The sequence below is a fragment of the Paenibacillus sp. Negev47 genome, assembly GCF_058313655.1.
In genome coordinates this window covers 954,275-976,538 of record NZ_CM177754.1, presented here as the reverse complement: position 1 = coordinate 976,538, position 22,264 = coordinate 954,275, and the positions used below count along the sequence as shown (strand labels likewise).

The 22,264-nt window shown below is 47.0% G+C and carries 22 protein-coding genes and 1 riboswitch; of the genes, 6 read left to right on the top strand and 16 right to left on the bottom strand.

The features are described 5' to 3' along the window. Positions 1-35: 35 nt before the first annotated feature. Positions 36-392, bottom strand: a complete 357-nt coding sequence (locus AC4G47_RS04560) for a HesB/IscA family protein (protein ID WP_062837974.1) — start codon at positions 390-392, stop codon at positions 36-38. A gap of 445 nt (positions 393-837) precedes the next feature. Between AC4G47_RS04560 and mqnE the strand changes: the two genes are divergently transcribed. Both mqnE and AC4G47_RS04550 read left to right on the top strand, forming a co-directional pair. Continuing rightward, complete coding sequence (gene mqnE / locus AC4G47_RS04555; RefSeq protein ID WP_491104947.1) at positions 838-1,944, top strand: aminofutalosine synthase MqnE; 1,107 nt, start codon at positions 838-840, stop codon at positions 1,942-1,944. 236 nt (positions 1,945-2,180) lie between these two features. After that, entirely contained in the window at positions 2,181-3,242 is a 1,062-nt protein-coding gene (locus AC4G47_RS04550; RefSeq protein WP_491104946.1) for an NAD(P)/FAD-dependent oxidoreductase, read from the top strand. On the opposite strand, the gene AC4G47_RS04545 is transcribed toward AC4G47_RS04550, so the two are convergent. After that, entirely contained in the window at positions 3,239-3,493 is a 255-nt protein-coding gene (locus AC4G47_RS04545) for a YuzB family protein (RefSeq protein WP_458124020.1), read from the bottom strand. The two genes, AC4G47_RS04550 and AC4G47_RS04545, sit on opposite strands and share 4 nt — an antisense overlap. Before the next feature lie 80 nt (positions 3,494-3,573). On the opposite strand from AC4G47_RS04545, the gene AC4G47_RS04540 reads away from it, so the two are divergent. Next, positions 3,574-3,819 carry a NifU family protein gene (locus tag AC4G47_RS04540; RefSeq protein WP_053783253.1) on the top strand — a complete coding sequence of 82 codons (246 nt, stop codon included), beginning with the start codon at positions 3,574-3,576 and terminating at the stop codon, positions 3,817-3,819. 136 nt (positions 3,820-3,955) lie between these two features. Here AC4G47_RS04540 and AC4G47_RS04535 read toward each other — a convergent pair whose 3' ends face one another. Continuing rightward, on the bottom strand, positions 3,956-4,735 hold the full coding sequence (locus tag AC4G47_RS04535) for an SDR family oxidoreductase (protein ID WP_491104944.1): 780 nt from the start codon (positions 4,733-4,735) through the stop codon (positions 3,956-3,958). Between the two features lie 174 nt (positions 4,736-4,909). Here AC4G47_RS04535 and AC4G47_RS04530 point away from each other — a divergent pair, with 174 nt between their 5' ends. Then, complete coding sequence (locus AC4G47_RS04530; RefSeq protein ID WP_491104943.1) at positions 4,910-5,908, top strand: DUF2167 domain-containing protein; 999 nt, start codon at positions 4,910-4,912, stop codon at positions 5,906-5,908. A gap of 117 nt (positions 5,909-6,025) precedes the next feature. On the opposite strand, the gene AC4G47_RS04525 is transcribed toward AC4G47_RS04530, so the two are convergent. From AC4G47_RS04525 to AC4G47_RS04500, 6 genes are all read right to left on the bottom strand, one after another. Then, positions 6,026-6,865 carry a MetQ/NlpA family ABC transporter substrate-binding protein gene (locus AC4G47_RS04525; protein WP_491104942.1) on the bottom strand — a complete coding sequence of 280 codons (840 nt, stop codon included), beginning with the start codon at positions 6,863-6,865 and terminating at the stop codon, positions 6,026-6,028. Between the two features lie 75 nt (positions 6,866-6,940). Further along, positions 6,941-7,600, bottom strand: a complete 660-nt coding sequence (locus AC4G47_RS04520) for a methionine ABC transporter permease (protein ID WP_145325084.1) — start codon at positions 7,598-7,600, stop codon at positions 6,941-6,943. 1 nt (position 7,601) lies between these two features. Beyond that, positions 7,602-8,636 (bottom strand): methionine ABC transporter ATP-binding protein, encoded by a 1,035-nt coding sequence (locus AC4G47_RS04515; protein ID WP_491104940.1) that lies wholly within the window; start codon positions 8,634-8,636, stop codon positions 7,602-7,604. Between the two features lie 126 nt (positions 8,637-8,762). Further along, positions 8,763-8,904: riboswitch (SAM riboswitch) on the bottom strand. 136 nt (positions 8,905-9,040) lie between these two features. Further along, entirely contained in the window at positions 9,041-9,757 is a 717-nt protein-coding gene (locus AC4G47_RS04510) for a Cthe_2314 family HEPN domain-containing protein (protein ID WP_491104939.1), read from the bottom strand. A gap of 196 nt (positions 9,758-9,953) precedes the next feature. Further along, positions 9,954-10,892 carry a COX15/CtaA family protein gene (locus AC4G47_RS04505; RefSeq protein WP_491104938.1) on the bottom strand — a complete coding sequence of 313 codons (939 nt, stop codon included), beginning with the start codon at positions 10,890-10,892 and terminating at the stop codon, positions 9,954-9,956. A 366-nt stretch (positions 10,893-11,258) separates the two neighbouring features. Then, complete coding sequence (locus tag AC4G47_RS04500) at positions 11,259-11,603, bottom strand: thioredoxin family protein (protein ID WP_458124025.1); 345 nt, start codon at positions 11,601-11,603, stop codon at positions 11,259-11,261. Positions 11,604-11,745: 142 nt separating this feature from the next. On the opposite strand from AC4G47_RS04500, the gene AC4G47_RS04495 reads away from it, so the two are divergent. Next, on the top strand, positions 11,746-13,032 hold the full coding sequence (locus AC4G47_RS04495) for a DUF2515 family protein (RefSeq protein WP_491104937.1): 1,287 nt from the start codon (positions 11,746-11,748) through the stop codon (positions 13,030-13,032). Between the two features lie 104 nt (positions 13,033-13,136). Here AC4G47_RS04495 and AC4G47_RS04490 read toward each other — a convergent pair whose 3' ends face one another. The 3 genes from AC4G47_RS04490 to AC4G47_RS04480 form a co-directional block, all read right to left on the bottom strand. Further along, entirely contained in the window at positions 13,137-14,765 is a 1,629-nt protein-coding gene (locus tag AC4G47_RS04490) for a putative polysaccharide biosynthesis protein (RefSeq protein WP_491104936.1), read from the bottom strand. A gap of 61 nt (positions 14,766-14,826) precedes the next feature. Beyond that, positions 14,827-15,318, bottom strand: coding sequence for a DUF456 domain-containing protein (locus tag AC4G47_RS04485; protein WP_491104935.1), 492 nt, complete (start codon positions 15,316-15,318; stop codon positions 14,827-14,829). Between the two features lie 3 nt (positions 15,319-15,321). Beyond that, the gene (locus AC4G47_RS04480) at positions 15,322-16,071 is read right to left on the bottom strand and encodes a Cof-type HAD-IIB family hydrolase (protein ID WP_491104934.1); all 750 of its coding nucleotides are present in this window, start codon (positions 16,069-16,071) and stop codon (positions 15,322-15,324) included. Between the two features lie 1,034 nt (positions 16,072-17,105). Between AC4G47_RS04480 and AC4G47_RS04475 the strand changes: the two genes are divergently transcribed. Beyond that, positions 17,106-18,239, top strand: coding sequence for an SMP-30/gluconolactonase/LRE family protein (locus AC4G47_RS04475; protein WP_491104933.1), 1,134 nt, complete (start codon positions 17,106-17,108; stop codon positions 18,237-18,239). A 193-nt stretch (positions 18,240-18,432) separates the two neighbouring features. On the opposite strand, the gene AC4G47_RS04470 is transcribed toward AC4G47_RS04475, so the two are convergent. The 4 genes from AC4G47_RS04470 to AC4G47_RS04455 are packed head-to-tail and all read right to left on the bottom strand — an operon-like array spanning position 18,433 to position 22,064. Then, positions 18,433-19,305, bottom strand: a complete 873-nt coding sequence (locus tag AC4G47_RS04470; RefSeq protein ID WP_491104932.1) for a metal ABC transporter permease — start codon at positions 19,303-19,305, stop codon at positions 18,433-18,435. Then, positions 19,305-20,264 (bottom strand): metal ABC transporter permease, encoded by a 960-nt coding sequence (locus AC4G47_RS04465; RefSeq protein ID WP_491104931.1) that lies wholly within the window; start codon positions 20,262-20,264, stop codon positions 19,305-19,307. The genes AC4G47_RS04470 and AC4G47_RS04465 overlap by 1 nt, the downstream gene beginning before the upstream one ends. A gap of 3 nt (positions 20,265-20,267) precedes the next feature. After that, entirely contained in the window at positions 20,268-21,089 is an 822-nt protein-coding gene (locus AC4G47_RS04460; RefSeq protein WP_491104929.1) for a metal ABC transporter ATP-binding protein, read from the bottom strand. A gap of 30 nt (positions 21,090-21,119) precedes the next feature. Then, positions 21,120-22,064: a metal ABC transporter solute-binding protein, Zn/Mn family gene (locus tag AC4G47_RS04455; protein ID WP_491106642.1), complete on the bottom strand. Its 945-nt coding sequence runs from the start codon at positions 22,062-22,064 to the stop codon at positions 21,120-21,122. Between the last annotated feature and the right edge of the window lie 200 nt (positions 22,065-22,264).

The following is a 22,264-nucleotide window of genomic DNA, read 5'->3' as shown; positions in this document are numbered from 1 at the left end:
GAAACTGCGCCTCATTTATTCTTATTTCTATAATCTTAGCAATCTTTATCCGGAACCCCTGCATCTTCCTTCGTACGGAAGGATGATCCGCAGCCGCAGGTCGCTACTGCATTAGGGTTATGAATGGTGAACCCACCCGTCATGCCGGACTCTTCAAAATCAATTTCAAGTCCATTCAGATACTTCAGGTTTTCCTTCTCGACTACAACCTTCATGTTCTGAATATCCATATACAGGTCCTCATCGGACTCTTTATCGTCAAAGCCCATGGCGTACGAAAATCCGGTGCAACCGCCCGGTGCTACGCCAAGACGCAGGAACATACCAGGTGTCTCTTGCTGTGCAAGCATCTCTTTTAATCTGTCAGCAGCCGTTTCGCTGATATTAATCATGCCAGGTCACTCTCCTTTTCATTAACTCTTCTTAAATTATACTCCACCCCGTCAAGGGTCTCAAGTCATGTTTGCCTCTTTCCCCGCTCCCCTTAAACTCCTTTTTCTTCCCAGTGTATTGAACCCCCGGGATACGAGGTTTATAATGAATAGGTGGTCGCACTGAAATGTCGGTATTTTGTCATGACTTATTCAGACGATGGTCATAATTGGAGTTGTAATTTTTTTCACATTTCGAGACTGCCACGCAGTCCCCAATGCATATATGAGTCAACCGACTCCATTTTTTGAAAAAATTTAGCTTTCATATGCAGCACACGCTGCACCGGGTAAATAAGAGTTTAGTCCTTATAAGGAAGCGGCAGATGACCGCATCTTTGCTATGTAGTTCTGTATGCAGATCCTACACACAACTCCAATCCGGTTAAGAACAGGAGGAAACAATATGTCTACATTGGTAACACCGTTCACAGACAAAAGAATGGCTGAAATCGTTGAGAAAGTGCAGAACGGCGTAAGGCTGAGCGTAGAAGACGGCGTATATCTGTATGAAACTGATGATCTGCTGACTTTGGGCCAACTGGCCAATGAGGTCAACTTGCGGAAGAATGGTAAGAAAGTATATTTCATCGAGAACATGAGTCTTTATTTTACAAACGTATGCGAAGCTCACTGCGCTTTTTGTAATTTCCGCAAAGACCAGGGTGAAGATGGCTCTTACACATTATCCGGTCAGGAGATGATCGATTATGTGGAACAGCATATTCATCCAGGTGTACGTGAGTTCCATATCGTAGGCGGACATAACAACCATGTTCCTTTTCAGTATTATGTCGATTCCCTGCGTGCTTTAAACGAGAAATATCCGGATGTTACGCTGAAAGCCTACACGGCAGCCGAGATTGACTTCTTCACTCGAATCAGTGGACTCAGTATTAAGGAAGTTCTGCAGGAGCTGCAAAAAGCAGGTCTGCAATCCCTGACTGGCGGCGGCGCTGAGATTCTTTCGGATGAATATCGCAAAAAAATGCGTGTAGACAAAGCGAACGTGGATCGTTATCTTGAGGTGCACCGTACAGCTCATAACCTGGGCATGCGTACACATACAACGATGTTGTATGGATCGATCGAATCCTATGAGGACCGCGTTAACCATATGGTGCAGATTCGTGAATTGCAAGATGAGACGAATGGATTCATGGTCTTCATCCCGCTTTCCATGCAGCCAAAAAGTAAAAACGCGAGCATTATGCGTCGTAACTCGGCGTATGAGGATCTCAAAACAATTGCGATCAGCCGTTTGATGCTGGATAACATTGATCATATCAAAGCCTACTTCATCAACATCGGTCCACAGCTGGCTCAAGTTGCCCTCGGATTCGGTGCTTCGGATGCACACGGCACGATTGTTCGCGAACGGATTAGTCATGCAGCAGGTGCATTAACACCTGAAGGCCTCACCCGCAAAGAGCTCATATGGCTCATTAAAGGTGCAGGACGCATTCCGGTAGAACGTGATACGTTCTACAATGAAATTCAAGTGTACGAATAGTATATAAAACAACATCTAAAGCCAATATTGCACCCGCATCACTCCAGAACGCTACTTTCATGATAGGGAGACGTTTGAATCCGAGTGATGCAAACTGCTGAATGATATCTTCAATTTTCAATGTCTACTTTTCAATTATTCAAATCCCAACAGAAGGAGCAGCTATGTCATTGCATAGCTGCTCCACAGGTTACAGCCCCATTTCAGTGGGACTGATGCAGAAAGGAAGCCGAGTCATGAAAAATTTCGTCATTCTTGGAGGCGGCTATGGCGGCCTCACCATTATTAAGGAACTTCTGGAAGGTAAAATTCCAGCCGATACACAAATTGTGTTGGTGGACCGCAGCCCCTTTCAGGGATTAAAGACAGAATATTACGCACTCGCAGCAGGAACCGTATCCGATTATGACCTGCGTATCCAATTTCCAGTGAGCGATAAAGTCACTTACCGTTATGGAGAAGTTACTTCGATTGACCTGGAACAGCGTCAGATTGAATTTGAAGGCCAAGACCCGCTCGTTTACGACAAGCTTGTCATTGGACTTGGTTGTACGGACCGTTTCCACAACACACCAGGTGCCGAAGATTATAGCTGTACCATTCAGAGCTTCAGCAAAACACGCGAGACCTACCTGCGTCTTAATGAGATCAAAGCCTATGGTAATGTGCACATCGTTGGCGGCGGATTAAGTGGTGTCGAGATGGCAGCCGAACTTCGTGAGAGCAGACCGGATCTGAACATCAGCATTCTGGATCGTGGTGAACGTGTATTATCCGCCTTCCCGCAACGTCTGTCCGTGTATGTGCATGAATGGTTCAACGAACATCAGGTAGAGACTCGCGGGCATATCGCTATTTCACGTGTTGAACCGAATGCCATATATAACCGGGATGAACAGATCCTAACGGATGCTGTCGTGTGGACTGCAGGCATTCAGCCCGTAAAAGTGGTACAGGATCTGGACGTAACCAAAGACCCTCAAGGTCGTGTCGTCCTGAATGAATACTACCAAATCCCGGAATATACCGATGTATATGTCGTTGGTGACTGTGCGAGTGTCCCTTATGCACCTAGCGGTCAAGCTGCCGAAGTGCAGGGTGAGCAGATCGCCCATATTCAGCATGCCCTCTGGAAAGGCGAACAGCCCAATCCACATCCACTCAAGCTTCGTGGCACGCTCGGTGCACTCGGCAAGAAGTCTGGGTTTGGGCTGATGGGCAAAACGTCCATGATGGGACGTGTACCTCGTATTTTGAAAAGTGGTGTGCTCTGGATGTCCAAGCGCCATCTCGGTTAGTCGAGATCGAGCTCGTCCCAGGCATCGGCTTCGGCAATTTTGGCCAAAATGGCGTTATATAGATCTTCCACTTTGTCCGTGATGACAACTTCGCCATTCACCAGTGCAAATGGAGTCATAGAACATTGGCCGCAGTTGGTGAGGCAGCCGTATTCAATCACATCAAAGTCTGGATTTTCTTCCAGTTGATCCATGACTTCATCTGTACCAAAATGCATATTATTGGCACAAAATTCAATAATCGGTCTCATGTAGGTTCACCTGCTTTGTTTGACCATTTTAATTTATGGCCATTTGTAATATAATATAGTAAGGAAAGGAGTTGAAAAAAATGAGCGAAAACGCACAAAGCACCATGTACGATGAGGTATCTGATGTGCTTGACAAACTTCGTCCGTTCCTGCAACGCGATGGCGGTGACGTGGAACTGGTCGACGTGGAGGACGGCATCATTAAGCTGAAACTGGTCGGTGCCTGCGGCAGTTGCCCAAGCTCCACCATTACCTTAAAAGCCGGGATTGAACGCGCCCTTCTCGAAGAAGTTGAGGGTGTACAAGAAGTCGTACAAGTATTCTAATCAATCCTTCACGAAATAAACCTCAAGAGCCTTTCGCTTCGCATGAAGCGGAGGGCTCTTTTTTTGTGTGCAGATGCAGAGAGATTCATTTCACTTTCACCCTGAACAGTTTCGACGTACATTCCTCCAACTCACCTTAAGCATCCTCGCGCTGTATGATCGGACGAATCGGATCGAGTCCTCCAGATACATCCATAATGTTGCCTGTTATAAAATCAGAATGATTCAGACACAGATACGTAATGACTCGCGCAATATCTTCACCACTGCCAGGACGCCCTCTTGGCGTCTCTACGTCGGTTATGCCTGCCATCTCATCAATCGTTTTCTCTTTGTTCGCCCCACGAATGTCACCTGGACATACCATGTTAACCGTAATTCCATACGGGGCTTCTTCAACCGCGAGTGTCTTCGTAAAAGATACCAGACCTACCTTGGCAGCCGCATACACTGCACGATGAGGCCAGGATCTCGCTTCTCCAGCATGACTGAAGCCAAAATGGATGATGCGACCCCACTGCTTGCGTCTCATCTCCGGCAACACACGTTGATCCAGCAACATGGGTCCTAACAGGTTACCCTGTACAAGCATCTGGACCTCATCTTCGGAATAGTCCGCAAATAATCGACGTTCACGAACAAATGGACCCGCGTTATTCACCAGAATATCAATGCTGCCCAGCTTGTCTTCCACCTTTTCAACCAATGAAGCAATATCTTCCACCTTGGATATATCCGCCTGGATGGCAATGCACCGCACACCCTTGGCTGTAATCTGAGCCCTTAAAGCCTCAGCTTCTGTTCTGCTGTGTACATAGTTAAGGGCAATATGACACCCCTGATCTGCCAGACTGAGGGCCGTCATTTTACCAAGACCTTTGGCACTTCCCGTTATGAGGGCAATCTTTCCCTTCACGTTCATCCCCCTCTTCAAAGAGCAGTCACTTATCCAGTATAAAAGATTTATCCTCCCCCTACAACTCGCATCTCTCTTAGGAAGTATCCACCTAAAATCCCAAATATATCTTGATTGAAATCAAACACCTATGGTACTGTCGATGATATAACTTGAAAGGATCTCTACATGAACATGAAAAACAGAAGATCGATATTATTTCTCACACTAGTAGTGGTCATTTTATTAGCATTCTCTAATGCCTTACAGGTTTCCGCGGAAAGTGAGACTGACCAAGCGCCTGATGAGTATGATTGGATTACTGGACCAGCGTCCGTCTCTCTGGACGGTAAGGCCACCCTGGAAGTTCCTGAAAGCCATTCCTATCTGGATAAGGCCAATACCCAACGCTCGATACTTAACAGTGATGGAAAGCCTAATGGGAATGAAATTGGAAGCCTAACCAGCAATAGCGAATTCGGCTCGTGGTATGTTGTGTTCGAATACGTGAAGACAGGTCATATTCATGATGACGATCAAAATCTGAGTGCTGAAGAACTGTTAAGCAGTTATATCCGTGGCACAGAAGAAGACAACAGAGAGCTCGAACCTGAATATAGAACGTACATAACAGGGTGGGAAATCGAACCGGCATACGACAAGACCAAGCATCAGTTGGTCTACTCCCTTGGTTTCAAGAATGCTTATCAGCAAGCCATGGTGAATTACAATGTAAAACTCCTGACACGTGAAGGGTATATCACAGCCATTCTGGTTACAGATACGGCCAACTTTCAACAGAGCCGCCAGGCATTCGAGGAAACGGTCCTTAATCAACTTAGCATCAATGCCGGATATACGTACGAGGAGTACAACGCTTCGACTGACAAAACATCCACCATTGGGCTTAACAGCCTACTGATGGGCGGGATTGGGTACACGGCTTCTCAAAAATTCAGTGCTCTGCTTTTGCTCCAAAAAGGGTGGGCCTTGATCCTCATTGTCGTTCTTGGTCTGATTGGGTGGATCAGATACAAAATCAAAAGCTCAAATGGAGATGAAGAAAAACTCTCTCCCACCGAGAGAACGTACCTGCAAGAAGCAGATGAACAGCAATATGCTGATCAAAATGAATTATCCTACTACCGCCAATCTGCACATCCATCTAACGTTGATAAATCTGATAAACGATAACTTCTTCTGTTGACTTTTATGTCAGCACAGACTAGGAAATACAAAAAAGCCGAGTATCTCTTTGGAGAGACACTCGGCTTTTTTCGTAAGATCTTCATATCATATTGTTTCGTAATATTATTCAGTTGCAGGTTCAACTGCACCTTGGTAACGTTCTTTGATAAATGTTTTAACTTCTTCGGAGTGCAGTGCAGCAGCCAGTTTTTGGATTGCATCTGCATCTTTATTATCCTCACGGGAAACGAGGATGTTTGCATAGGGGTTACCTTGCAGATCTTCAATAAGCAAAGCATCTTTTTCAGGGTTAAGATTGGCTTCCAATGCATAGTTAGCGTTGATAAATACCAGATCCGCTTCATCCAATTGACGAGGCATCATGGCTGCATCCAGCTCGATAATATCCAAGTTTTTTGGATTTGCTGTGATATCCTGAATCGTCGATGTAATATTTGTGTTGTCTTTCAGGGTAATGACGCCTTCCTTCGCAAGCAACAACAGTGCACGTCCACCATTGGATGGATCATTCGGAATTGCTATTTTTGCGCCATCTGCCAATTCATCCAAAGACTTAATCTTTTTGGAGTATCCACCAAAAGGTTCAACATGAACAGGAGTTACAGTAACGAGGTTGAAACCACGTTCTTTATTCTCGGTGTCCAGGTACGGCTGATGCTGGAAGAAGTTTGCATCCAACTTTTCGTCAGCCAGTTGCTGGTTGGGTTGAACATAATCATTAAACGTAACCACTTGTAAACGAATACCTTGTGCTTCCAGCTCAGGCTTGATGCTTTCCAGAATCTCTGCGTGTGGTGTAGGTGAAGCTCCCACTTTCAATTCTACTGTACGCGGAGCTCCTCCTTCATTGTCTGCGCCGCTGTCGGCGTCCTTGTTGTTTCCGCACGCGGCAAGAACCGCAATCAGCATAAGACTAAGTAGAGCAAAAGACCATTTTTTCATGTGTAAAACCCCTTCTCTAATCATTTTTTTCATGTGGCGTCCGCAAGAATGCATATCCATCATGTTATCTATGTGTTATTTCCTGGTGAAAAATGTAACCAAGCGATCTCCAGCCATCTGGAGAATTTGCACTAGAATAATCATCGACACTACGGATATGATCATAATTTCATTTTGATACCGATAATACCCATAGTTAATTGCCAGCGTTCCCAGGCCTCCACCACCAACCATACCCGCCATCGCCGTATACGAGACAAGCGTAACGATAGTGATGGTTATTCCAGCAAGCAGACCAGGAAGTGCCTCAGGCAACAGTACCCGTCTTACAATCTGTCCGGTCGATGCACCCATCGCCTGTGCTGCTTCAATGACACCACGATCCACTTCACGCATTGTTGTCTCTACCAGTCGAGCGAAGTAAGGAGCTGCTGAAATAACTAAAGGTGGGATAACACCAAGCACCCCTGTAGCTGTACCGACGAGTGAACGAGTGAATGGAATAAGAGCGACAATCAATATAATAAATGGGATCGATCGCAAAATATTAACAATCAGGGACAGTATAATGTATACCACCCGTGATTTGGTTGAAGCAGATCGGGCTGTCATGAACAGCAGCACCCCGAGTGGTAAACCAAAGATTACGGTAAACAAGCCTGATACACCCAAAATTTGCAGTGTCTCAATGGAAGCTTTACCAACCTCTTCCCAGCGAACTGTAGAAAAATCCATGTTAACGTAGCACCTCCACATCAAGTCCCTCTGCGGTTAATTCTGATATCGTCCGGTCAATCGCATGGGTATCGCCTTCGAACCGAACGGTCAGCTGCCCATAAGGAACCTGTTTGATCGTAGAGATCGTACCCTGCAGGATCGCAAAATCCACTCCCGTTTTACGTACCGTTCTGGACAAAATCGCTTCATACGTTTTGTTACCCAGAAAGGATATCTTCACAAGTTTGGAAGCAGCACCTGCCTGTAATTCCAAACCTGCACTAGCCAAAGCAGTCTCTTCAAGGGCAAGTCCAACTTCATGATCACGCATCATAAAGTCCCGCGTAATGGCATGCTGCGGCTTCAGGAATACTTCGGTTACAGGTCCCTGTTCCACTATGCCGCCTTGATGAATGACAGCCACCTTGTCACAGATATTCTGGATGACGTGCATCTCATGTGTAATCAGCACAATCGTCAGGTTGTACTTTTCATTAATGTCGAGCAATAACTTTAGAATCGAATTTGTCGTCTGCGGATCAAGTGCCGAGGTGGCCTCATCACATAGGAGTACATTCGGATCACTGGCGAGTGCTCTTGCAATCCCTACACGCTGTTTCTGTCCACCCGATAATTGAGCCGGATATTTGCTGCTATGGTGCTCCAGACCAACCAGAGCGAGCATTTCCTTCACTTTGCGATCAATTGCTTCCTTGGGCGTATTCACAAGCTTTAACGGAAAAGCTACATTATCATACACCGTTGCCGAGGATAACAGATTAAAGTGTTGAAAAATCATCCCGATCTTGCGTCTCTGTTGCTGCAATTCGGTTTTGTTCAGTTCAGTCAGGTTGATCCCGTCTACCCATACTTCACCCTCCGTAGGGCGCTCCAACAAATTAATGCAACGGATCAGTGTACTTTTTCCCGCTCCAGAATGGCCGATCACTCCGTAGATTTCACCCTTTTGGATGCTCAAATTCAGCTCGGATAGTGCCGTTGTAGATTTTGCCCCTTTGCCGTACGTTTTCGTTAAACCTTTTAATTCAATCAATCGCACTTGCCCCTTTCCAACCACCTACATGTATCTTTACCCGATCTAAAGGAAAACTCCCCTACACATACAAAAAAAGAGCCCTTTGCAGATACAAAGAGGGCTCTTTACGTGAAAGAATATACCTTCTCATCTGCCAAAATCGTGTCTTGCACCATTTTGTAGGAATTAGCACCTAACATCTATAACGAATGACACATGTGTCGTGTCGTTACAAATCGGTTGCCGGGCTTCATCGGGCCTGTCCCTCCGCCGCTCTCGATAAGAAATATGTTGTTGTAGGATTCTATAAGTTCATGTAGTTTATGCTTTATAATGTGAACGTAACTTCTAACTTCTGAATTATCAGTTATATCCGTGTAACATTCGATTGAAACTCAGTATATTCAAAGTATTCCGATTTGTCAAAGGGAATTATTTCTTTTCCATATTTTATTGATATAGCTATAAGAGGCTGTTAACGTTTCACAGACCATATCCACGCCCTTACGCATTTCCTGCACATGCTGATTCAGATCCTCCAATTTCACTTTACCTTGCAAGGTCTGATGTAACTGCCACAGATCATCGTGCATTTCGGAGTTCATGTAGTGGATTTCCATATTACGTCGTTTGCGCAGCTTGCTCATCGGCTCACGATAAGAGTCCTTGATCTGAATCAATCGCAGGGCAAGATCATGATGCTCCCTCGCAAAGTCGAACTGTCTTAACACGGTAAAATAAGAAAAATGCGCTTTTGTATTTGAAGTATTCAGCTGGAATATCTCATTCAATACGGTGCCGACTTTATCCAGAATGGCAAAGCAGCGAATGAAGCCATCTTTGTAAAAATAAACATACCGAGCATACTCAGCTTTCTCGGCTGGCGTCATATCGTCCGTAGAACCTGCAACGACCTTTTCTCGAAAATGAGCAGCAGCGAAGCAGCTTTGCTCCAGTTCATCCAGGGAAGAGATAAGCCCCTGGGTCCACACATACAGTTTCCGATAGTCGTGAGTAGGATCATGGTCCACATGCATTTGTCGCTGAAACAGCTCAAGTGTATGCGCCATGGACTCCATTGCTTCTTTCAGCAAACCTTCGTTTACACGCGGCTTTTCTCCCAGCAACGTTCGCAGCATATATAACCTCCTCTTTCCACTCTGCTGATCCATAAAGGTTCATCATATAAACATAATCATTCCGAGTAAACATGTAAACGCTGCATGCCATAGGTTGCCCTGATCCCCCTGACATCAAACAAAGTCCACCTGTCCAATGATGTACATCACTGGATGGTGGACTTTCAATATTGAGCCCAAAGACCAAGAAATGGATCTAGAAACGATTAACCGGGCGATGCAGCTTGTACACCAGGAAACTCATATACGTTAAGATCCCGAACAGTATGGCGATGTCCAGCATATGGGCAAGAGCTACGAACATGTATACTTCCGGACGACTCATCGTCACCATCATGAAAATACCGATGACCACTTGCATCAGAATCAAAACAACAGATACAACGCCAAGGGTACGCATTTCCTTGTTATCCGGATGATTACGATACGCGAAGTGACCCAGAATTGCAATAACAATCACTAAAGACGCAGCTGCTGCACGGTGAGCAAAAGCAACCGCTACCCCGCCTGAAAGCTCAGGAATAATCTGCCCGTTACAGAGCGGAAATCCGGAACAACCACCGGCAGAATCCGTGTGACTCACAAATGCGCCTGTGTATACCACGAGATACGTATAGATCGTGGAGAACCAGACCAGATTTCTGAATTTTTTACTGACCCGAGGATATTTATTCAGACGCTCCAATCCACCATCTTTTGCTTCCTGCCTTATGCCCAATGCCATCATAAGCGAACTGGCAAAGGCAATCAGCGCAAAGCCGAAATGAAGTGCCATAACTGCTGAAGATTGGGAGAAAACGACGGCAAAAGCCCCCATGATTCCTTGAACAATAACAAATATCAGGGTTAAGAAAGAAAACAATTGCAGGTCACGGCGTGACTTGCCGAACCGCAGAAAAGCAACAAACGAGGCAATGGACAACAGTCCAGCCAGTGCGCTTACAGCGCGGTGGGAATATTCAATAAGTGAAGCCACAGTATGTGCGGGAACGAGTTTTCCGTTACATAAAGGCCATTCCGTTCCGCAGCCAAGGCCCGATTCCGTTTTGGTTACGATGCCTCCACCAAATGTGGCCAGAAACATGACAAGACAGGTTAATACGGTTAACCATTTAAACAAAGTTAAGTGCTTCAATTTTTCTCACCCGCTGTTGGTTTAAGATGGCGAAGAATATTCTCCGCTTGTTTCGGTACTTTGACACTTATTTCACAACTAAATTCATTATACCGGATAAAATGTTCATTGACGTCGCGCTTTGTGACAAAATGTTAACGTCTGGTGAAATAATGACCCGTAGGTCATCGAAAGATATGTATAGAAACGTTTCTTATGTAGAACGTGTCGAACACACAAACGCCATTTCCCTATTTCAAGAGAAATGGCGTTCTTTTTAGTATACCCTTTTACAACTTGAACAATCTCCGGAAATAACAGCGATCGGAAGGTTATTCTGTCATCGGAGTGTCTGTGTAAATATTCATTTATCGAACTTATATAATATTATTTATGGATCGTGTTGTACACCTCAACTGCGCGATCCAGGAACTGCTCAATCTCTTCTCTCGACTTGCGCAGCTTGTTCACGTACCGCACCAGTTCCCGACCATCGGCATACGCCACAAAGCTCGGAATGCCAAGAATATTCTGCTCTTCACTAACGGTTCCAACCTGATCCACGTCGACCTCAACCAAAGTCAGTTCACGTGCATATTTCTCTTCAACTTCAGGCATAAACGGATCGATGTATTTGCAGTCACCACACCAGTCTGCCTTGAATACGGCAATCGTCAGGCGTGGGGATTGGATGGCTACATCAAAAGCCGGTTTGGAAGTAATCTGTTCCATTCGGTTCATCTCCCTTTCTGTACCTTGTCTTACCCTAAGTGAAGCAAATTGGGGAGTGGAAGTCAACTAATCAGCGCATACTTAGAATAAACCACATGGTCTGTGAAATTAAACCCAGAACATCATGAAAGGATGTCATATCATGACTTCCACCAGAACCGATTCTTCCAGCGAACACCGTCACGGGTCCTTCCTGCAGATAGTCCGTTCCATTACGGGTGCTGCCCGGGAAATCTGGCGTGGCAAACAAGCTGCATGGCAAGCTTCAGCACAGCTTCGTCACCCATTGCGTGAGATCAAATGGGATACAGATACGGCAGCTGCCCTACAGTCTGAGGTGGAGCGTTTGTTACCTGCCAGCGGCAAGTCTTTTGCACGCACTGATCAGGTTCAAAGTGCACTCGTATGCGAAGAAGATTGCATCATTCTGGAAGAGATTAAGACACTGACCCAGGAGCATAATCGGAGTAACATCACGCGCACGGCAGCCTATCTGGAATGTTATGAGCAATATCCCGAACTGCATTGGGCTCTATTAGCTCATATGGTCTCCCGCAACGGCGGATATCACATGACCGATCTTCAGAGTGACTTGATGCATAATCTACAGAATCCAAGCGATCGTAAGCATATGTATCGACTGTTAGAACGGTGCAATGCACTCATTTTTCAGGATGCATATCCCCAGCTTCTGCTGTATATGAACAGTCGCCGGATCGGACGAAGCTGTTTCCATCTCTTATCACACTTTCACGTATCGGAGTTCATGACGCCGTTTTGGGAACGCTTTTGGCTGGAACGGTGCAGTTCACTGTTAAGTGTGGCATTAATTATTAATGAGCAGAACTATATCGAAAGCCGGGTGGTGCAGCATCCTTATTTTCAAAAAGAAGTACTTACCAAACCCGCATTCCATCTGCATAATCTGGCCGGTCTGAATCATATCGTCTTCCCTCTTGGACGGGAAGCAGGGCTCGCAGGGCGAGTGATTGAACATTTTGGCAAGCTGGATGAGCGAATTATGTTTGGCAAAGGCCTATATGCCCTGCTGTTCGGGGTAGAGCAAGTACACACACAAGTGTTGGAATTCGCTCGTGCAGTTCCCCATCGTGGTTCGCGAGCCGAGTATTGGCCTGGCCTTTTTACCCATCATGAAGACAAGGTGGGTGATCGTACGTTTTACGCTCAGGAGCTGCTCCATGAAGAATGGTTACCCGAAGGGCAACGATTGTATAGTCCGGAACTGCTCGCCGTATGGGGAGACACGCCTTATGAACCGATCACCCGACAGGACTGGCTTCAGACTCGGGATTGTCTCGGTTATCTGACGGCACCGCGCCGTCCATGGCTATTTGAGATGAGTCATGAACACCGATATGGCATGTTGAAGACAGCACTGGCTCATGATGCCAAAGCGACCATACATTAATGCTGACGACCGTTAAATATACAAAAAGCCCTGTCCGCTTCGACAGCAGACAGAGCTTGTATGGTATTTTGACCGAATGATGCGACCAGATGCTTCGTATAAGATTAGCCTCTTTGCACGCCTCCACGTTGGAGACGCATGAGTGGACGGAGAATTTTTTGTAGAATGCGGGGGTAACTGCCCAGCTCGTCCTTGCGCAGTACACGCAGCACGACCATGAGAACCAGATACACCACTACCACAAGCGCACCAACCACAAGGCAGGTAAGCAAGAAGGATACGCGTGCTGGTAGGAAGAGTCCAAAGATTATATTTCCAATCCAGTTCGCTGCAAATCCTACACCTGCTGCAAGCACCACTGTAATGATAAACCCTCTCCAGCGGTCTCCCATGATGGAGAAATCAACGATTTTGCGAAGGACCCGCAGATTCAGGTATGTGATAACCAGGAAACAAAGGGCCGTTGCAATAATGATGCCGTAAATACCAAAGATCGGCGCCAGAATCAGACTTGCGATCAGTTTGATCACAACACCTGCTGCGACACTGATCATCGTAATCCGCGGTTTCCCTACCCCGAGTAAAATGGAGTTGGTGGTCATCATTGTAATCTGGAAAATGGTGCCGAATGTCAGTAAGGCAATGATCGGCGTTCCATCCAGATTGGTAAACAGCAATCCATTAACCGAATACGCTGCCGCACAAAGTGCAATAACAATCGGCATACCTGTCAGAATCGAAATGCGCAACGCAAGTGTAACCTGATTCTTTAGATGAGCTTCATCCTTGCGGGCAAATGCTGCCGAAATGACAGGCACCAACGACTGACTCAAAGCGATAGCCAGAATTGGCGGTATACCCGCAATACTTTGGGCTTTGGCACCGAGGATCGCAAGTACGCCTGTCGCCTCTTCGAGTCCGATCTGGCCACTAAGCAGTGGAACCACAAGGGATGAATCGATAAAGTTAATGGCTGGAACTGCAAGCGAGGACAGCACAATTGGAATAGACAATTTGAAGATATCACTGTAAATGCCTCGAATCGGTAGCTGCTCTGCACGCTCGTAATTCAATTGCGCTGCACGGTCGCTACGACGCAGCTTCAAGGTAAAGTACAGCATGACACCGAAGGCACCAACACTTCCCAATACCCCACCAAATGAGGCACCCGCAGCAATTGTCTGATCATCATAATTCAATTGCAGCATGACATATGCCACGATAATGGCTGTACCTACACGGGCGAACTGTTCCACAATCTGTGAAATACCGCCTGCTGTCATGTTGCCGCGTCCCTGGAAATATCCACGCATCATCGCAATGGCTGGGAAGAGTAACAAGGCTGGGGCCAAGGCGCGAATGGCGCTGACCGATTCCGGTACTTTGGAGACATACGTAGCATAATAAGGCGCAGCGAACCACAATAAAGCAGACATGACTACCCCGGCGACAGCCGCAAAGATCAGGGCTGCACGGTAGATCTGTTGTGCTTCACCCGCGCGTCCGAGCGCATAGCGTTCCGACACCATTTTGCTAAGCGTACTCGGTATGCCCGCCGTTGCTACAGTTAACAGCATTAAATATACCGTATTAGAGATGGTAAACGATGCGTTACCGATATCCCCGAGGATATGCTCCAGCGGCACCCGTTGAACCAATCCGAGTACCCTCGCGATTAGCGCAGCTGCCGCCAGAATGAGCGTACCCCTAATGAATGTTTCTTTCTTAGACAAACCAATTCCCCTTCTTTCCTCCACACCGGACGTGCATCCCGTTGAAGCTAATCCCTAACGTTTAGGCGAATCTTACCACCCAGATAATAAAGAGAACAATCATGACGATCTGCAAAATAATTTTCATTACGGTGCTCGTAAATAGCCCCACCACAGAACCAAATCCAACTTTTGACGCTTTGGAAGGCGAAGACCCTCCAATCAGTTCCCCGATAAAAGCACCGATAAATGGTCCCAGCACCAGTCCGAATGCCGGAATGACAAATGGGCCAATGATAACACCAATGGTACTGAGCGTGGTCGAAAGCTTTGAGCCACCGAACTTTTTCACGCCCCATGCGCTGACAACATAATCCGCTACGAATAGCACAACAACAATCAGAATCTGGATGATCCAGAACCACACACCGAACGGATCAAAGCTGAAGAACCAGCCGTAGACCAGAAACGCGAAGAAAATCGCTACAGCACCAGGCAGTATGGGATATACCGTTCCAGCCATCCCCACTACAAACAGCAGCACAATTAAAATCCAGGCAATGGTTGCGAGCAAAAGTTACTCCCCCTTCAAAATATGTTCACGGATCACTTCGACGATGCCGTCTTCATTATTACTCGCTACGATCAAATCAGCCGCTTCCTTCACCTGCTCTTGCGCATTGCCCATCGCTACACCCAGACCCACAGCCTCAATGACAGCCAGATCATTCAGACTGTCTCCGACAGCAACGACTTCGGACATCTCGATACCCAGCAGTTTGCAAACCTCAGCAACACCACTGGCTTTGGATATTCCAGCAGGGTTGATCTCGATATTAACAGGTGAAGAATTCGTCATCTGCAGACCACCCAATTGTTGCAGTTCCATCATTATCTGGTGACGAGCTTCATCCACTTCGGTATTGAAGCCGAACTTGAGCCATTCCAGACCTTCAATATTATCTGTCCAGCGATCACGGTTGAACAGCTCTTCCACCGAGTATGCCCAGTACCAGCTGTTATATTTCTCACCAATTTCCTGCATTTTGCGAATTAATGCCGGGTCCATCAGATGACGCATATGCAGATCATGCGGAGCTTTCCAGACCTCACTACCGTTAACGGTAACCATTGGTGTCTCCAGTCCAAGTTGAACCGCATAAGGCATCGCGTGGAATACGGCTCTTCCCGTGGAAAGGCACACATGTACACCCCGACGAATGGCAATTTGAATCCACTTGGCGGTCTCCTGTGTAATTTCATGATTATCGTTAAGTAATGTTCCATCCATATCCAATGCTAGCAATTTGTATTTCAATTCACTCATACAGTAGTTCCTCCTAGGTTGTCTCTCTCCAAATTGAACTCATGGATATCCATTCAGGCACTACGCGGGCAGAAAAGCTTTCGAGTAGTTGTAGTTCCCTTCTCTAGGTCCTTTCTGCACTCTCTGTTTCCCAATGTATCTCCAGTTCAACTTAAAGGTTCTGTTTATCTAATTTTAAACATTCTCTCACGACAAGATCGCCCGGCATCCGCAAAACGGACGCTCCGGACGTCACAGCTAACGACATTTTACCACAGATCATCGACCTGCAACAAAATAACCCGCTCAGGATTAAACATCGAAGTTATTACATTTTATGTAATGTATAATTTCCTAAATAAAAAAACGATCCACCTCCTACAGGATGAACCGCTTTTAGCTTAACCTTTGTCACTCTGCTCGTTTTCCCAGCCTAACCCGTAGCCAAGATTAAATCTTATTATCCCCTGTCCTCTCCTCTGTCTGGCTTGGATACTGCAAACAAGGATTGGAACATCAAATTCATGGTTTGTTTATAAACGGTATGGGCTGCCTTTACATCACCAAGGAACCCGCCCATATGCAGGTGGATTACACCGTGCAGCGATGCCCATATAGTGCTGACAAGAGTCCCGGTCTCTTCCTGGTCCGAAATCTGTCCTTGCTTCTGGGCAGTGCTATAACCATTTGCAGAAAAGTTGCAATGAAGTCATCATGATAAAAAAAGGATTTGACACAATAGTTTCCTTTTGGTTACTATGATTCTTATGGGAAACAGTGTTACCAAAAATGGTCTTAGCTCAATTTGTATTATTTTTTCGGAGTTTAGGTAACATTGTTTCTTAAAAAAACAAGGTAATTCCTTTGGATGGAATCGTAACCGTGGCGTGCACTTTTCCTACCGGTGCCCAAGCTCGACGGAGATGGGCTCCCTCAACGTGAATGGTACAGGGGGAGGATGCCTCTGTCGGCGTGAAGGACACGCCGGAACGTGTAGTGGCAGTTAACTGCACGCTATGACAAAGGACAACAGAAACACTATTAGGAGGATTAATATGTCAACAGAACAAAAACAACGCAAACGATCCACTGGTCAACAAATTCGTAGATGGAGCCTGGCCCTGCTAGGGGTAATTGTGCTGGGAATCGTTGTATTTCTGCTGATGCCGGCCCCGGTAGAACCCGCTACTTGGTCTGCACCTGCTGCTCCTTCTTTTGAGAAGGAGGGTCCCTGGAAAGAGAACAAGAAACTTAGCTCCGCAGAATTGGTTACAGACCGCGCGAAGTTCCCGGAATTTATCACTTTTGATAAAGAAGGGCGACTGTATGCGGGTGACTCCGACGGCAAAATCTACAGAGTGACCTTTGACGCCGAGGACAAGGCACAGCCAGCCGAGGTGTTCGCCGATACCCACGGAACACCTAACGGCCTGAAATTTGATGCTGCCGGAAATTTGATTGTGGCGGATATTCAGAAAGGGCTGCTGTCCATTGACCCGAACGGAAATATCGAAGTACTAACCACTGAAGTAGATGGGGGACCAATCTACCTGGCGAACGAGCTGGACATTGCACAAGACGGATCGATTTATTTCTCCGATACCTCTAACTATGGCAAAGTCATGTTCAAAGAAATTGCCGAGAATAAACCGCATGGTCGATTGTTGAAATATGATCCACTGACCAAGCAGACGACCGTTCTGCTTAAGGATTTATATTTTGCCAATGGGGTCGTTCTGTCTGCCGAAGAAGACTTCGTGCTTGTCGCAGAATCGTATCATTATCAGTTGACCCGGTACTGGTTGAAGGGCCCAAAACAAGGCACCTCGGATATTTTTGCGGAGAATCTGGCTGGGTTTCCGGACAATATCACCCGTGACGCACAGGGACACTTCTGGGTAGGGGTATTCACGACCCGTCTGTCTTTTGCCGATTACATGCATAGTCACCCTTGGTTAGCAGCGACGATGTCCAAAGTTCCACAGTCCTTGTTAAATGGAGCCAGCGCCCCGGTGAAACACGGACTGGTTGCAGAATATGGACCAAAAGGAGACCTTATTAGTAGTTGGCATGATCCGGAAGGAACATTGTATGGCATCACCACAGCCGTAAGCCAAGGTAAATATGTATATCTCGGAACCGCACCGGGAGGAAGCCAAGGAGTTCATCGGGTGCTTTTGAAACCGTAAGGATTGTTATATTCATCTACCTCATTGCTACCTTTAGGATTGGGGAACTATTGATACATTAGTTAACCTTTATATGAGTATCAGTCTGTGCATCAAAAGTTCGTTTATTTACAGGTTTAATAGCTGTTTCGTTAGTTCACAGTCCAATCAAAAAAAACCGCCTGCAAAGCAGGCGGCTAACAATCTCTATGAATTAACGTGCCGCGAATTTGCGACGAACGTAACGGAATACAATGCCATGTTTCGGGGACAGCAGCAGTACGAGAACAAACAAAATTCCAGCAACAGCCACCATGCAGCCCGCGATGGAAGCATCCAGAGCGTAAGCCATGATGTAACCTCCAACTGAGGAAGCTGCTCCGATTAGAACAGCATACAGAATCATTTTTCCCAGACGATCGGTAAGCAGGTAAGCCGTCGCCGCAGGTACAATCAGCATACCCACAACGAGAATGGAGCCAACGCTCTCAAATGAAGCTACGGATGTCATGGAAACGAGTCCCATGAGCAAATAGTGGAACAGCACTACTGGAATGCCGCAGGCTGCAGCCAACGCCGGATCGAACGCACACAGCTTGAACTGTTTGTAGAATAGTCCAATGACGACAAGGATGACCAGCAAAGTTATGCCTAGCATCCAGACCGCCCTCGGCCCGACATCCGTACCTCCAAGGGTTAGCGTATCCCACTGCACATAAGCGATCTCGCCGAACAAGACACAGTCCAGATCCAGATCAATATGCTGGGCGTTCAGACTAATGAGAATGACCCCTACTGCGAAGAGTGCTGTGAACACAATTCCGATGGAAGCATCAGACGATAGACCACCCGCCTGCAAACTCTGGATGAAGAATACCGTCAGTAGACCAAACACGGTGGCACCGAGCAGCATCCATAACGAATCTCTGGAACCGCTCCACAGGAAAGCAATCGCAATACCGGGGAGAACCGCATGGCTGATCGCATCACCGACCAGAGCCATTCGCCTCAGTATCAGAAAACAACCGAGGATGGCGCAGGCAGAAGAAACCAATACAGCCGTCAAGATAATCCAAAACGTTGCCATTACATCTCCCCCCCTTCCTGCTGATTTCGCTGTATGGCGAGAGTCTGAAGTGTGGCTCGCTCTTCACGCATATATGCGGACTTCGCCTGAATACTTCGCAACCGTCGAGCTAACAGTCCACGACGTGGAGCCAGCAAAGCTGATCCGGCAAACAATACCGTAGCTGCAAGCACCGTTACAGGTCCTGTCGGCAGATTAGGTACGAGTGTGCTGAAGATGGTTCCTGTTGCTCCGCTCAATGCACCAAATATGCCTGCGAGCAACACCATCAGTGCGAGTGAGTCCGTCCAGCAACGTGCCGCTGCTGCCGGAGTTACCAGCAAGGCCGCAACAAGTACGACACCAACGGCCTGAATCCCGGCAACTACTGCGATCACCGTCAAGAGCAAAATGAGCTGCTCCAACATGGCAACTGGCAGTCCCATGCCTCGTGCAAAGCCCGGGTCAAAACTCACCAGTTTGAATTCCTTGAACCAAGCAAGGCAGGCGATCAGTAATACGAGACATACGCCCCCCATGACATATACATCCGTCATGACCATCGATGCCGCCTGTCCGAACAAATATTTATCAAGTCCGCTTTGGCTTCCGCTCGCCCCATGCTGGATGCGCGTCAGCATCACTACGCCAACCCCGAAAAATACGGTTAATACGATTCCCATCGCCGCATCCTGCTTGATCCGAGAGTAGCGTGTAATCCACGAGATTCCGAAGGTTGCGACAATACCGGCCACCAGAGCACCGAACAGGAATAAGCCTACGGACTTCGTTTCCGTCAACATAAATGCAATACAGATCCCGGGCAGAGCAGCATGAGCGAGGGTGTCCCCCATCAGGCTCTGCTTACGAAGAAAGGTGAAGGTGCCAATAATTCCGCTACTGAATCCCAGCAACAGACAGCCAAGCAATATCCAACGTGTATTGGGGTCGGACAAGACGGCAATGATCCAGTTCCACATGCACTACACCTGGCCTTTCTCCGTCCGGCTTCCGATCATCGCAATCCGGCCTCCGTACGTCTCTTGCAGTGTATCCGGTACAAATACTTCGCTTGTTGGTCCGCCTGCCACCAGTCGTCCATTGAGCAGCAGCACATGGTCGAAGTATTCTTCGACTGTCGCCAGATCATGATGAACGACCAGTACTGTTTTGCCTTGTTTTTTCAACTGTTCCAAAAGCGAAATGATCGCTTTCTCCGTGGTGGCATCCACACCTGCAAACGGCTCATCCATGAAATACAGATCCGCGTCTTGCACGAGTGCCCGCGCCAGAAAGACACGCTGCTGTTGTCCACCGGACAGCTGACTGATCTGGCGGTACATGTAATCGCCCATGCCGACTTGCTCCAGACAGTGTGCTGCCAGGTCTCGCTCCTTTTTCCCCGGACGACGGAACCAGCCCAGATGACCATATCTTCCCATCATAACTACATCAAGTGCATGCGTTGGAAAATCCCAGTCGACCGATTCCCGTTGTGGCACATATCCGATACGACGACGTTGTTCCCGGTACGATTGTCCGAATATCCGAACCTCGCCATGCATCTTCGGTACCAGTCCCAGAACGGCTTTGATCAGGGTGGATTTCCCTGCACCATTAGGTCCGAGAATTCCGATGAGTTGTCCTTCCGGGATATCAAAAGATACGCTGCTAAGCACTGGTTTTTTATGATACGCAACAGCCAGATCCCTCACACTAAGAGGAGCCAATGTTGGCTGCGTTCCCTGCAAGTGGCTGTTGTTCAGTTTCGTAGGAGTTGGTTCCGATAAAGTTGTATCATTCATAATCCTGTAACTCCTCTCTTCATGTGATCATTATTTCAGGGCTTCTACAATCGTCTCAACATTGTGGCGAATCATACCGATGTATGTGCCTTCTTCCGTTCCTTCAGCCCCCATGGCATCCGAGAACAGTTCTCCACCAATACTGACTGTATGTCCTTTTTGAGCTGCTCCGGCAATGATGGCTTCCATCGCTTTTGCAGGCACACTCGATTCAACAAATACTGCTTTGATATGGTTATCCACGAGATAATCTCGCAGTTCGCTAACATCTTTTGCACCATATTCGGCTGCTGTGCTGATACCCTGAAGCCCCATGACTTTCATTCCATAGGCTTGACCGAAATATCCAAACGCATCATGCGCCGTAACCAGTACCCGGCTTGCTTCCGGAATCTCCAGAATCTTCTCACGTACCTCGGCATCCAGCGCTTCGAGCTTCGCTAAATACGTCTCTGCCTGAGCCTTGTATTCTTCAGCATGGTCCGGGTCTGCCTCCACCAGTGTATCGCGTACAGATTCTGCCGCATGCATCCAGTGACTTACGTCAAACCAGACGTGTGGGTCATATTCCGTACCGCCTGTGTCTTTGCCTGAGTGCAATTCCTCGACTGGAATGGTCTCTGTAACGGCTGTAACTAGCTTGCCTGAGGACATTTTCTCCAAAATGTCTGTCATTTTACCTTCGAGATGCAATCCATTATAGAAAATGACTTCCGCTTGCTCCAGCTTGCGAATATCACCTTGGGATGCCTTGTACAGGTGGGGGTCAACGCCCGGACCCATCAGACCGGTAACATCAACATATGCCCCGCCTACCTCACGTGCTACATCCGCAATCATACCCGTTGTCGCTGTTACCTGTACTTTTCCTCCATTGCCTGTCTCTGCATTGCTTGAACACGCTGTAAGCACCACAACCAGAACCAGAGCCGCAAGTGTAATGAATCCCCTCTGAATACTCCTCATTTTCACCATTAACAATTCAAACGTCCCCTTTCCCTCACCTAAAATAATTGTCCATATCTAATTTTGTTGTACAAGGTATCAAGTTTTAATCAAGACTAATAATGTTTCCCTTGTGCAAATTTTATCCGAAGCCCAAAAAAAAGGCAAGGGATAATTTCCCCTGCCTTTCCAAATTCATATGTTGGTCACTTCATTAACCTGTTAGATAT